This window comes from Pantoea sp. X-Soil-ISGK-421 (assembly GCF_059730785.1).
In genome coordinates, this window is the sequence record NZ_AP035979.1 from 1,616,628 (window position 1) to 1,629,380 (window position 12,753).

At 56.0% G+C, this 12,753-nt stretch carries 10 protein-coding genes; 7 read left to right on the top strand and 3 right to left on the bottom strand.

Going from position 1 to position 12,753, the window contains the following annotated elements:
- Positions 1–24: 24 nt before the first annotated feature.
- The 3 genes from ycfP to AC6I8K_RS07545 all read left to right on the top strand — a co-directional run bounded on the left by ycfP (position 25) and on the right by AC6I8K_RS07545 (position 2,924).
- Entirely contained in the window at positions 25–567 is a 543-nt protein-coding gene (gene ycfP / locus AC6I8K_RS07535; protein ID WP_497826467.1) for an alpha/beta hydrolase YcfP, read from the top strand.
- Between the two features lie 212 nt (positions 568–779).
- Positions 780–2,084 (top strand): NAD(P)/FAD-dependent oxidoreductase, encoded by a 1,305-nt coding sequence (locus AC6I8K_RS07540; RefSeq protein ID WP_064740894.1) that lies wholly within the window; start codon positions 780–782, stop codon positions 2,082–2,084.
- A gap of 297 nt (positions 2,085–2,381) precedes the next feature.
- Positions 2,382–2,924 carry a glycine zipper 2TM domain-containing protein gene (locus tag AC6I8K_RS07545; protein WP_007885735.1) on the top strand — a complete coding sequence of 181 codons (543 nt, stop codon included), beginning with the start codon at positions 2,382–2,384 and terminating at the stop codon, positions 2,922–2,924.
- Positions 2,925–3,384: 460 nt separating this feature from the next.
- Here AC6I8K_RS07545 and mfd read toward each other — a convergent pair whose 3' ends face one another.
- Both mfd and AC6I8K_RS07555 read right to left on the bottom strand, forming a co-directional pair.
- Positions 3,385–6,828 (bottom strand): transcription-repair coupling factor, encoded by a 3,444-nt coding sequence (gene mfd / locus AC6I8K_RS07550; protein ID WP_497826468.1) that lies wholly within the window; start codon positions 6,826–6,828, stop codon positions 3,385–3,387.
- Between the two features lie 296 nt (positions 6,829–7,124).
- Positions 7,125–7,334 (bottom strand): hypothetical protein, encoded by a 210-nt coding sequence (locus AC6I8K_RS07555; protein WP_064740896.1) that lies wholly within the window; start codon positions 7,332–7,334, stop codon positions 7,125–7,127.
- A gap of 229 nt (positions 7,335–7,563) precedes the next feature.
- Here AC6I8K_RS07555 and lolC point away from each other — a divergent pair, with 229 nt between their 5' ends.
- The 4 genes from lolC to cobB all read left to right on the top strand — a co-directional run bounded on the left by lolC (position 7,564) and on the right by cobB (position 11,632).
- Positions 7,564–8,763 carry a lipoprotein-releasing ABC transporter permease subunit LolC gene (lolC, locus tag AC6I8K_RS07560; RefSeq protein ID WP_483817190.1) on the top strand — a complete coding sequence of 400 codons (1,200 nt, stop codon included), beginning with the start codon at positions 7,564–7,566 and terminating at the stop codon, positions 8,761–8,763.
- Entirely contained in the window at positions 8,756–9,457 is a 702-nt protein-coding gene (lolD, locus tag AC6I8K_RS07565; RefSeq protein WP_064740898.1) for a lipoprotein-releasing ABC transporter ATP-binding protein LolD, read from the top strand. The genes lolC and lolD overlap by 8 nt, the downstream gene beginning before the upstream one ends.
- Positions 9,457–10,701: a lipoprotein-releasing ABC transporter permease subunit LolE gene (gene lolE / locus AC6I8K_RS07570; protein ID WP_064740899.1), complete on the top strand. Its 1,245-nt coding sequence runs from the start codon at positions 9,457–9,459 to the stop codon at positions 10,699–10,701. Before lolD ends, lolE begins: the two co-directional genes overlap by 1 nt.
- 97 nt (positions 10,702–10,798) lie before the next feature.
- Positions 10,799–11,632, top strand: coding sequence for a Sir2 family NAD+-dependent deacetylase (gene cobB, locus AC6I8K_RS07575; protein WP_064740900.1), 834 nt, complete (start codon positions 10,799–10,801; stop codon positions 11,630–11,632).
- A 72-nt stretch (positions 11,633–11,704) separates the two neighbouring features.
- Here cobB and potD read toward each other — a convergent pair whose 3' ends face one another.
- Positions 11,705–12,748 (bottom strand): spermidine/putrescine ABC transporter substrate-binding protein PotD, encoded by a 1,044-nt coding sequence (potD, locus tag AC6I8K_RS07580; protein WP_497826469.1) that lies wholly within the window; start codon positions 12,746–12,748, stop codon positions 11,705–11,707.
- Between the last annotated feature and the right edge of the window lie 5 nt (positions 12,749–12,753).

Consider the following 12,753-nt stretch of genomic DNA (forward strand, 5'->3'; position numbering starts at 1 on the left):
TTTCATTCCACGCTGAGGATAATCATGATCATCTATCTGCACGGTTTTGATTCCAACAGTCCGGGCAACCATGAAAAGGTGCTGCAGCTGCAGTTTATCGACCCGGACGTCAGATTAGTGAGCTACAGCACTCGCCATCCCAAACACGACATGCAGTTTCTGCTCAAAGAGTGCGACAAGCTGCAGCAACAGGGCGATGATGCGCATCCGCTGATATGCGGGGTTGGGCTGGGCGGGTATTGGGCCGAGCGCATTGGTTTTCTCTGCGGCATGCGTCAGGTGATGTTCAATCCTAATTTGTTCCCGTTTGAAAACATGGAAGGCAAAATCGATCGCCCGGAAGAGTATCTCGATATTGCTACCAAGTGCGTCAGCGATTTTCGTGAAAAGAACCGCGAAAAGTGCCTGGCGATTCTCTCTCGTCAGGATGAAGCGCTGGATAATCAGCGCAGTGCGGGGCATCTGCATCCGTTCTATGAAATCATCTGGGATGACGAAGCCAGCCATAAATTTAAGAATATCGCGCCGCATTTACAGCGCATCAAAGCGTTCAAACTCCTCGCCTGATCGCCAGCGCGCCGTGTGATGCGGCGCATAAAATGTGTAACATTCTGATAATTCAGCTGAAAGATTGATGTACATCAATTTTCTTATGTGATGTCTCCGACGCCGTGATATTCTGCCCTCAGCTCGCGATTTAACGTCGCCAACCCTATGTTTATTAAGGTTTTTATTAACCATTAATTAACTATTGGTTTACAACTTTGAGGGGGTCTTTGTTGACTACATCTATGGAAAAAATCGTTATCATCGGCGGTGGTGCGGGTGGCTTAGAGCTGGCAACGCAGCTCGGTCACAAGCTGGGACGCAAGAAGAAAGCCGAGATCATTCTGGTCGATCGTAACCACAGCCATCTATGGAAACCGCTGCTGCATGAAGTGGCAACCGGTTCGATGGACGAAGGGATTGATGCGCTGAGCTACCTGGCCCACGCGCGTAATCATGGCTTCCAGTTCCAACTGGGATCGCTGACGCAAATCAACCGTGAAAGCAAAACCCTTGAGCTGGCCGAAATCCGCGACGCGGAAGGTGCGTTATTAGTGCCGCAGCGTGAGCTGGCCTACGATCGCCTGGTCATTGCGCTCGGCAGTACCTCAAACGACTTCGGCACGCCGGGGGTAAAAGATCACTGCATCTTCCTCGATAACCCGCATCAGGCACGTCGTTTCCACAACGAAATGCTTAACCTGTTCCTGCGTTTCTCGGCCAGCGAAGGCAGCCTGGAGAAAGTGAATATTGCCATTGTCGGCGGCGGCGCCACTGGCGTGGAACTCTCCGCAGAGCTGTATAACGCGGTGAAACAGCTGCACAGCTACGGCTATAAAGGTCTGGATAGCAGCTCGTTGAATGTCACGCTGGTGGAAGCCGGTGAACGTATTCTGCCGGCGTTGCCACCGCGTATCTCCGCCGCGGCACATCAGGAACTGACTAAGCTCGGCGTGCGTGTATTGACGCAAACGATGGTAACCAGCGCCACAGAAAAGGGCTTGAATACCAAAGGCGGCGAATTCATTGATGCCGATCTGATGGTGTGGGCGGCCGGTATTAAAGCGCCAGACTTCCTGAAAGAGATTGGCGGCCTGGAAACCAACCGCATCAATCAGTTGGTGGTGAAAGAGACGTTACAAACCACGCTGGATGACGACATCTATGCCATTGGCGATTGCGCATCCTGCGCGCTGCCGGGTGGCGGATTTGTGCCGCCGCGTGCGCAGTCGGCGCATCAGATGGCGTCGCGGGCACTGGACAATATTCTCGCCCAGCGTAAAGACAAGCCATTGAAAGCCTATGTCTATAAAGATCACGGTTCGCTGGTATCGCTCTCCCGCTTCAGCACCGTAGGAAGTTTGATGGGCAACCTGATGCGCGGATCGATGATGGTGGAAGGGCGCATTGCGCGTTTTGTCTACATCTCTCTATATCGTATGCACCAGATTGCGCTCCACGGATACTTCAAGACCGGGTTGATGATGCTGGTCGGCAGTCTTAACCGCGTACTGCGTCCGCGCCTCAAGCTGCACTAATGATTCCCGGGCGGTGTAATGCCGCCCCACGCTATGCTAGCTGCCTTAAGCCGCTGAAAAATCCACGTTCAGCTTAAGATTACGGCACGATTTCACCCGCTCTCAGAACTCTCCTAAAAGCTGGCCCTGATGGGTTTCCGCTGCGTTTCCTCCATTAATCTGATGTTGCAATTACGGTCCATCTGTAAAACTTATTACCAACAAACACGGCGCGGCGCGCACGCCGGTTATGCCTCGGCTACACAGGATTTCGTAGCGGCAGGAATGCGCGGTAACAACCTTCAGGAGGACATTCCTGTGAATAAATCAATGTTAGCGGGTATCGGTATCGGCGTAGCAGCAGCGTTAGGTGTTGCCGCAGTCGCCAGCATGGATGTTTTCGATCGCGGCCCGCAGTTTGCACAAGTCTTGTCGGCAACACCGATCAAAGAGAGCATCAAACAGCCGCGACAGGAGTGTCGCAACGTGACCTTAACCCATCGTCGTGCGGTACAGGATGAGAATCGTATTGCCGGTTCGGTGCTGGGCGCGGTAGCAGGCGGCGTGTTGGGCCATCAGTTTGGTGGCGGACGCGGACGCGATGTCGCTACAGTAGCGGGTGCGCTGGCTGGTGGTTACGGCGGTAATCAGGTGCAAGGTGCGTTGCAGGATCGCGATACATACACCACCAACGAGCAACGTTGCAAAACGGTATACGATAAACAGGAAAAAATGCTGGGTTATGATGTGACCTATAAAATAGGCGACCAGCAGGGCAAAATCCGCATGGAAAACGACCCTGGCACCCGCATTCCACTCGACCGAAATGGTCAGCTAATACTCAATTCGAATCAGGCCTAATTGGGCAAAGATGCATCACAGCAGCCGTAACGTAAAAGCGCCGCAAGGCGCTTTTTTCGTCGGTCCGCCATACATGGCGACCAGGTTTGCTTAAACCTTCAGCCAACGAAATTTCAGACCAGATATTGCATTCACAGGCAGCGGTGTTGGGCGCCATCCGCAGCGCCGAGCGCAGAGCGACGGCCCGGATGAGCCGACACGACGTCGGCGAAAGCGCGGCATGAGCCAGGGATGGCGAATCCGCGCGGTCCGTCAGGCCGGAGGGATAAGCGAGGGAACAGCGAGGACGGCGCAGGCGCGGATTGCTAAGGTCCGCGCCTTCGGACCTTAGCCCGGCCGCCTGCTTGACGCGTTCTGAAACTGCCGGATGCCTAGCGGGCGGAACCTCTGCGGTGTCAGTGCACAGCTCAGCGCATGCTTAACTGACGAGCATTACGCCATGTATGGCGACCCTACGGCATTAAACCCGTTTTTTCGCCAGTTCGCTGACAAATCCCTGCACCCATTCCATACGAATTTTTCGGTCGGCCATTTCACGGGTAAATCTCAGACGGGTTGGACCATCCAGCTTCCACTGTTGGGGATCTTTCTGCAGCAGCCCAATCAGCCAACCCGGATCGACCTGATTCTGCGGCGCAAACTCAAAGAAACCGCCTTTATCGCTGGCTTCAATCTTACGGATCCCCAACTCGCGCGCCACTAAGCGCAACCCGGCGATATCCAGCAGATTACGCGCAGCATCCGGCAGTTTACCGAAGCGGTCGATCATCTCGACCTTCAACTCCGCCAGATCCTGCGCATCCGCCGCGCTGGCTACGCGCTTGTAGAGCGACAAACGGGTGTTTACATCCGGAATAAAATCATCCGGTAGCAGGGCAGGCATACGCAATTCGATTTCGGTTTGATTGCTGGTAAGATCTTCCAGCGACGGCTCGCGGCCTGCTTTCAGCGCATCGACCGCGTTCTCCAGCAGCTCCATATACAATGTGAAGCCGATGGTTTCCATCTGGCCGCTCTGATCTTCGCCGAGCAGTTCACCGGCACCGCGAATCTCCAGATCGTGCGTCGCCAGTGCAAAACCGGCACCTAAATCTTCCAGCGAAGCGATCGCTTCCAGACGCTTCTGCGCATCGGTGGTCATGGCTTTTGGATGCGGCGTCAGCAGCCACGCATAGGCCTGATGGTGCGAACGTCCTACGCGGCCACGCAGCTGATGCAGCTGGGCCAGACCAAAGTGGTCGGCGCGTTCGATGATAATGGTGTTGGCGCTGGGTACGTCGATACCGGTTTCGATGATGGTGGTACACACCAGCACGTTAAAGCGCTGATGGTGAAAATCATTCATCACCCGCTCCAAATCGCGCTCGCGCATCTGACCATGCCCAATGGCAATACGCGCTTCCGGTACCAGATCGGCCAGCCGCTGCGCCGCTTTCTCGATGTTCTCCACGTCATTATAGAGATAGTAAACCTGGCCGCCGCGCAGCACTTCACGCAGAATCGCCTCGCGCACCACCAGACTATCGTACTCACGCACAAAGGTTTTCACCGCCATGCGTCGTGCCGGTGGCGTGGCAATAATCGACAGATCGCGCATACCGCTCATCGCCATATTCAGGGTACGCGGAATTGGCGTAGCGGTGAGCGTCAGGATATCCACATCGGCGCGCATCGCCTTGATACGCTCTTTGTGACGCACGCCAAAGCGATGCTCTTCATCCACGATCAGTAGGCCAAGATCGTGCCATTTCAGATCGTTCGACAGCAGCTTATGCGTGCCGATCAGAATATCGACTTTGCCTTCGCGCGCCTGCTCCAGCACCTGAGTTTGTTCTTTCGCGGTACGGAAGCGCGACAGCATCTCAATGCGCACCGGCCAGTTAGCGAAACGATCGCGGAAGTTGTCGTAATGCTGCTGCGCCAGCAGCGTGGTCGGCACCAGCACCGCGACCTGTTTGGCGTTCTCAACCGCCAGGAAGGCGGCGCGCATTGCCACTTCGGTTTTACCAAAGCCCACGTCACCGCACACCAGGCGATCCATCGCCAGCGGCTGACACATGTCGCTCAATACCGCATTGATTGCCTGACCTTGATCCGGCGTAGTTTCAAACGGGAAACCTTCACAGAACAACTGATACTGATCGCGATCGTGCTTAAAGGCGAAGCCGGTTTTGGCCGCGCGTTGGGCGTAGATATCCAGCAGCTCCGCCGCCACGTCGCGCACTTTCTCGGCCGCTTTTTGCCGCGCGCGTGACCAGGCATCACTGCCGAGTTTATGCAGCGGCGCATTCTCATCCGCACCGCCGGCATAGCGGCTAATCAGATGCAGCGACGAAACCGGCACGTACAGCTTGGCGTCGCCAGCATAGGAGAGCATCAGGTATTCGGCGACGATGCCGCCAGCTTCAAGCGTGGTCAGACCAATATAACGCCCAACGCCGTGCTCAAGATGCACTACCGGCTGGCCGGGATGCAGCTCGGCAAGGTTGCGGATCAGCACATCGGGATTGATGGTGCGACGATTATCCTGGCGCCGACGACTCACGCGCTCGCCGAGCAGATCGCTTTCGCAGATCAATGCCAGATGGCGTTGCGTATCGATAAAGCCACGCTCGCTGGCGCCAATCATCAAGCTGTGCGGCTGATCGGCGGCTTGATCAACGTGATCGATAGCGTGCAGACGCAATTTGATGCGCGTCAACAGTTCTTGCAGGCTTTCGCGGCGGCCTTCACTCTCTACCGAGAAAATCACCTGACCGCTGAATTGTTCGAGGAATTGACGCAGCAGATCGAGCGGCGCTTTGGCCTGCGCCTGCACCGTTAATTCCGGCAGCGGCTGATAACCCAGGTTGGTGTTCGCCGCTTTCTCCGGCAGCGTCTCGCTGCTGAGTTGCATACGCGGCCAGGCTTTTAGTTCGCTCAGCAGCGCATCGGGACGCAGCCACAGCGTGACCGGCTCCAGCAAGGGACGCATCGGATCGATACGGCGATTCTCAAAGCGCGCGTTGGCATCAAGCCAGAAGCGCTCGGCGCTAGCCAGCAAATCGCCGCTGTTGAGCAGCAGCGTATTACCCGGCAGGTAGCTGAACAGCGTCGGCAGTTCCTGCTCGAAGAACAGCGGCTGCCAATATTCGATCCCGGCGGGCAGTGTGCCTTTGCTCACCTGTTGATAGACATGCTCCGGTTCACGACGCACATCAAAGGTTTCGCGCCAGCGGCTGCGGAACAGCTCGATGGCGGCCTTATCGGTCGGGAATTCATGCGCCGGCAGCAGGTTGATGGCATTGACCGCTTCCAGCGTGCGCTGGGTATCAACATCAAACAGACGCAGGCTATCAATTTCGTCATCAAAGAAGTCAATGCGATAGGGCTGATCGCTGCCCATTGGGAAGAGATCGAGCAACGCGCCGCGCGTGGCGTATTCGCCGTGCTCCATCACCTGATCAACGTGGCGATAACCGGCCTGCTCCAGCTGATCGCGCAGCGCATCGCGCGACAGTTTTTGCCCTTGCTGCATCACCAGCGCATGGCCGTGCAGGAAGCTGTGCGGACAGACGCGCTGCATGAGCGTGTTGACCGGCATAATCAGCATGCCACGCGTTAAATTGGGCAGTTGATACAGCGTAGAGAGGCGAGCGGAGATGATGTCCTGATGCGGCGAGAAGCTGTCGTAGGGCAGGGTTTCCCAGTCAGCGAGATGGGTGACCGGCAGATCGGTGAACTGGCGTATCTCCTCCTGCAGGCGCAGGGCAGATTGCATATCCGGGGTAATCATCAACACCGGACCGCTGTGGCGTTCGGTGATGCTGGCACACTCAAGCGCTTGCGCGGCGCCGACTAACTGGCCGAGCTGGCGATGGTCGCCGGCTTTGACTGGCAGGGTATAACGACTCTGTTCCGACATGGGATCTCGACATTCTCTCCTTGGATTACAGGGCGTCATCATTCCATAATCCGCCCTGAGGATCATCTGTCGTTTCGGAGTTTCTGCCTGGTCGCCATAAATGACGCCCCTACAAAACGCGTCGGGTCGCCATTAATGGCGAAATGCCTATAGCAAGCGCCGCATCAAATCACCGCACTTTCCGTAGCGGCGCGATTTATCGCGCAATGAATTGCGCCGCTACAATGTGTACGCTCGGCAATCGGGTTCTTCATCTCTTAACTGGCATGCATTACGCCATTCATGGCGACCACAAATCACTTACTCGATTGCTGTGTGTAGTGCATCCGTGGACGATCAACATTGGCCCATGACAGCTCTTTCTCCAGATGGTAACTGTGATTGCCGTCGTCCCACTTCACGTAATAGCCGGTTGGCGCATCTCCCTGTTCAAAAACGTTGACAATCTCGCCTCTGATTTCACCCGATTTGTGTTTCACAATACTGTTTTTGGGGAACTTGAACATGGTGTACTCCTCGTCGCCATCGGTGTTTCATCAATAAGTCTACGCCAGCCCATGACCAATAAACGTACAAATAACATCATTAATTTGTCGCAAATTTATGCATAACCTTGGGCTGATACGGTTTTTGACACAACTTTGCCGCTAACTCAGAGGGTTAGAGGTTTCATAAAGCAGGCACCTCCTTTATCATCCCACTACTTATTTTCAGGCAACTGCCAAGACGGATCTCATGTATCAACCAGTCGCGTTATTCATCGGTTTGCGCTACATGCGTGGACGTGCCTCAGACCGCTTTGGTCGCTTCGTCTCCTGGCTCTCTACTATCGGTATTACGCTCGGCGTATTGGCGCTGGTCACCGTGTTATCGGTGATGAACGGCTTCGAGCGCGAGCTGGAAGGGAATATCCTTGGCCTGATGCCGCAGGCGCTGGTCACCAGCGACAAGGGCAGCATTGACCCGAAAGCGTTGCCGGCGGAGGGCCTCAAACTGCAAGGCGTCAAGCGCATGGCTCCGCTGACTACTGCGGATGTGGTATTGCAGAGCGCGCGTAACGTTTCGGTGGGCGTGATGCTTGGCATCAATCCTGATGAAGCAGATCCGCTGACGCCGTTCCTCGTTAACACGCAGCAACGCGTGCTGCAACCCGGCCAATATAACGTCATCCTCGGTGAACAACTTGCCGCGCAGCTCGGCGTAAAGCGCGGCGATCAACTGCGTTTAATGGTGCCGTCGGTCAGTCAGTTCACGCCGGTGGGGCGTTTGCCGAGTCAGCGTATTTTCACCGTGGCGGGCACTTATGCGGCAAACAGCGAAGTTGATGGCTATCAGATTCTGGTCAACCAGCAAGATGCGTCACGCGTGATGCGATACCCGCTCGGCAATATCACCGGCTGGCGTTTATGGCTGGATAAGCCGTTGAGCGTTGATGCGCTCAGCCAGCAAAAGCTGCCAGATGGCCTGACGTGGAAAGACTGGCGTGAGCGTAAAGGCGATCTGTTCCAGGCGGTGCGCATGGAGAAAAACATGATGGGCCTTCTGCTGAGCCTAATCATCGCGGTAGCGGCCTTTAATATCATTACCTCGCTTGGCCTGTTGATCATGGAAAAGCAGGGCGAAGTGGCGATTCTGCAAACGCTGGGATTAACCCGTCGTCAGATTGTCGCAGTATTTATGGTGCAGGGCGCCAGCGCCGGGATTATTGGCGCGCTGCTTGGCACTCTGCTGGGTGTGCTGCTCGCCAGCCAGCTCAATAATTTGATGCCGGTGATTGGCCTGTTCCTTGATGGCGCGGCGCTGCCGGTCGACATCAACGTGTTGCAGGTGATCACGATTGCGCTGGTCTCGATGGCCGTCGCGCTGCTGTCTACCCTTTATCCGTCGTGGCGCGCTGCTGCCGTCCAACCCGCTGAGGCTTTACGTTATGAGTAATACTCCTTTGTTGCAGTGTCGTGACCTGTGCAAACGCTATCAGGAAGGCAGCGTGCAGACCGATGTACTGCGCAATGTCGCTTTCAGTCTGCAGCCGGGTGAACTGACGGCGATTGTCGGCAGCTCCGGTTCAGGGAAAAGTACCTTGTTGCACCTGCTGGGCGGTTTGGATGCACCGACCTCGGGCGATGTGGTTTTTGATGGCAAATCGCTGAACGCCATGTCGTCAGCCGCCAAAGCAGAGCTGCGTAACCGCGAGCTGGGCTTTATCTATCAGTTCCACCATTTACTGCCAGACTTCAGCGCGCTGGAGAACGTCGCGATGCCGCTACTGATAGGCAAAATTGGCAAAGCGGAAGCGGAATCCCGCGCACGTGAAATGCTGGCGGCGGTTGGGCTGGAAAAGCGTGCCGCGCATCGGCCTTCTGAGTTGTCGGGTGGGGAACGTCAGCGTGTGGCGATTGCCCGCGCGCTGGTAAATCGTCCGCGTCTGGTGATGGCCGATGAACCTACCGGTAACCTCGATGCCCGTAACGCCGACGCGATTTTTGAACTGCTGGGCGAGCTGAACGTCAAACAGGGCACCGCCTTCCTGGTGGTGACGCACGATCTGCAACTGGCGAAACGCCTAAGCCGTCAAATGGAGATGCGCGACGGTGAGCTGAGCGACCAACTGACGCTGGGAGTGATCTGATGGCTTCGTCATTATCTCTGCTGCTCGGGCTGCGTTTTAGCCGCGGACGGCGGCGTGGTGGCATGGTCTCGCTGATCTCCATCATTTCCACCATTGGCATCGCGCTGGGCGTGGCGGTATTGATCATCGGCCTGAGCGCCATGAACGGCTTTGAACGTGAGCTCAATAACCGCATTCTGGCGGTGGTGCCACACGGTGAAATCGAACCGGTTAATCAGCCGTTCCGCCACTGGCAACCGATGATCGCCCCCATTGAACAGGTTTCCGGCATTGCCGCGGCTGCGCCGTACATCAACTTTACCGGGCTGATTGAGAGTGGCGCGAAGCTGCAAGCGCTACAGGTAAAAGGCGTCGATCCGCAGCAGGAATCGCGGCTTAGCGCCTTACCGAGCTTTGTCGCCGGTGATGCCTGGTCGCAGTTCGCGGCCGGCAAACAACAGATCATCCTTGGTGGCGGCATCGCCAAATCGCTTAACGTCAAACAGGGCGATTGGATCACCATCATGATTCCGAATAATGATGGCGAAAATAAACTGCTGCAGCCGAAACGTATTCGTCTGCAGGTCAGCGGCGTGCTGCAACTGAGCGGCATGCTCGATCACAGCCTGGCGCTGGTGCCGCTGGCCGATGCGCAGACGTATCTGGATATGGGCGACAGCGTCAGCGGTATTGCGCTGAAGATGAACGACCCGTTCCAGGCGCAGAAGCTGGTGCGTGACGCCGGTGAAGTGACGCACTCTTACGTCTATATCAAGAGCTGGATTGGCACTTACGGCTACATGTACCGTGACATCCAGATGATTCGCGCCATTATGTATTTAGCCATGGTGCTGGTGATTGGTGTGGCCTGCTTTAACATCGTTTCGACGCTGGTGATGGCGGTAAAAGATAAGAGCAGCGACATCGCGGTGCTGCGCACGCTGGGCGCTAAAGACGGCCTGATTCGCGCCATCTTTATTTGGTACGGCTTGCTGGCTGGCCTGCTCGGCAGCGTCAGCGGCGTGGTGGTTGGCGTGCTGGTGGCGCTCAATCTCACGCCGGTGATGCGCGTGTTTGAGCACCTTACCGGCCATCAGCTGCTGGCGGGCGATATCTACTTTATCGATTTTCTGCCGTCTGAACTGCACTGGATTGATGTGATTTCGGTGCTGGGCACCGCGATTGTGCTGAGCCTGATTGCCAGCTGGTATCCGGCACGGCGCGCCAGCCGTATCGATCCGGCCCGCGTGCTCAGCGGTCAGTAAAGATAAAACGCAGCCGCCGTGCGGCTGCTATTATCGGGCAGATTGGCCCGAAAAATACCCGAAGCGCGGCGATAAACGCCGCAGATAAGGAGCTTTTATGCGCATACCGCGCCGCCGCCTACGACTCGCCCGCGACAAAAAAAACCGCCGCAAGGTGCATCAGCGCTTTCGCCAACGCATCTTCGAGCGCGATCGCAAAGCTGAACTGGCTGCGCATCCGCAACCGCGCGTGGTAGTGCTGACTGGCGCGGGTATTTCCGCCGAGTCGGGGATTCGCACTTTCCGTGCCGCCGATGGCTTGTGGGAAGAGCACCGCGTGGAAGATGTCGCCACGCCGGAAGGTTTTCAGCGCGATCCTGCGCTGGTGCAGGCGTTCTACAATGCGCGCCGTCAACAGCTGCAGCAGTCAGAGATTCAGCCTAACGCTGCGCACAAAGCGCTGGCAGAACTGGAGCAGGTGCTGGGCGATAATTTCCTGTTGGTGACGCAGAATATCGATAACCTGCACGAACGTGCCGGCAGCCAACGCGTGCTGCATATGCACGGTGAGCTGCTGAAGGTGCGTTGTGTGAACAGCGGACAAGTGCTGGACTGGACCGAAGATTTAACGCCGGACGATCGCTGCACCTGCTGCCAGTTCCCGGCAATGTTGCGTCCGCACATCGTATGGTTTGGTGAAATGCCGCTGGGGATGGAAGAGATTTATCAGGCGATTGAGCAGGCGAATCTGTTTATCGCCGTTGGCACGTCTGGCCATGTCTATCCCGCCGCTGGGTTTGTCCATGAGGCGAAACTGCAGGGCGCGCATACCGTGGAACTGAATCTGGAACCGAGCCAGGTCGGCAATGAGTTTGCCGAGCGTCATTACGGCTTAGCCAGCGAAGTGGTGCCGGAGTTTGTGCATACATTCTTGCGTGGGTTGTATAAGTAGAGAAAATTATAGGGTGCGCATTTTTGCGCACCCGGTATTCCAGGTCGCCATGAATAGCGACCTTACAAGTGATTAACGTCCCGCCTTCAACTTCTGGAACAGCGTCTCATACTGCACGCTGGCATCACCAACATCATTCTGCCATTCGCCGTTTTTAATCACGTCGGCTGACGGATAAAGCGAAGGATCGTTGGCTACTTCCGGCGGCAACAACTTTTTCGCCGCCAGGTTGGGTGTAGGATAACCAATGGTTTCCGCCACTTGCGCTGCGACTGCCGGGCGCAGCAGGAAGTTAATCAGCTTCAGCGCGCCTTCACGGTTTTTCGCGTTAGCCGGAATCGCCAGATTATCCATCCAGAAAATCCCGCCTTCCTGCGGCCAGACAATCTGCAGCGGCGTGCCCGCCTGGCGTGCAACATACGCCGAACCGTTCCAGATCATGCCAACGTTCACTTCGCCTTCCATAAACGGGTTGCCCGGGTTATCGGAGTTGAACGCCAGCACGTTCGGCATCAGCTTTCTCAACTCTTCGTAGGCAGCGTCGATCTGTTTTGGATCGCGGGTATTGCCCGAATAGCCCAACTTGCGCAGCGCCATCTGGAACACTTCTCGTGCATCGTCGGTCAGCAGCAGGCTTTGCTTATACTCCGGCTTCCACAAATCGGCCCAGCGGGTGATGCTATTTGCATCCACTTCATCGGTGTTGATCCCAATTGCCGTTGCACCCCAGATATAGGGAATCGAGTAATCGTTGTTAGGATCAAACGGCTTATTCAGCAGATTAGGATCAAGGTTTTTGAAGTTGCTGAGCTGAGATTTATCAATCTTTTGCAGCATGCCTTCATTGCGCATTTTGGCGACGAAGTAGGTTGAAGGCACCACCAAATCATAGGCGCCATCTTTCCAGGTCTTCAGCTTGGCATACATGCTTTCATTGGATTCGTAGGTAGAGTAAATCACCTTAATGCCGGTCTCTTTGGTGAACTGCTCCAGCAGCCCCGGTGGCACATATTCGGTCCAGTTATAGAAATAGAGCGTTTTGCTGTCATCTGCCTGCGCGCTCTGCATGCCCAATGCCAGCGCCCCAGCCGCCAGCCAATGAGACCATTTTTTCATCGATT

Coding starts and splice junctions, on each gene's coding strand:
- AC6I8K_RS07555 (WP_064740896.1), bottom strand. CDS start 7,334: ATGTTCAAGTTCCCCAAAAACAGTATTGTGAAACACAAATCGGGTGAA.
- mfd (WP_497826468.1), bottom strand. CDS start 6,828: ATGTCGGAACAGAGTCGTTATACCCTGCCAGTCAAAGCCGGCGACCAT.
- cobB (WP_064740900.1), top strand. CDS start 10,799: ATGCGCATACCGCGCCGCCGCCTACGACTCGCCCGCGACAAAAAAAAC.
- lolE (WP_064740899.1), top strand. CDS start 9,457: ATGGCTTCGTCATTATCTCTGCTGCTCGGGCTGCGTTTTAGCCGCGGA.
- potD (WP_497826469.1), bottom strand. CDS start 12,748: ATGAAAAAATGGTCTCATTGGCTGGCGGCTGGGGCGCTGGCATTGGGC.
- lolC (WP_483817190.1), top strand. CDS start 7,564: ATGTATCAACCAGTCGCGTTATTCATCGGTTTGCGCTACATGCGTGGA.
- ycfP (WP_497826467.1), top strand. CDS start 25: ATGATCATCTATCTGCACGGTTTTGATTCCAACAGTCCGGGCAACCAT.
- lolD (WP_064740898.1), top strand. CDS start 8,756: ATGAGTAATACTCCTTTGTTGCAGTGTCGTGACCTGTGCAAACGCTAT.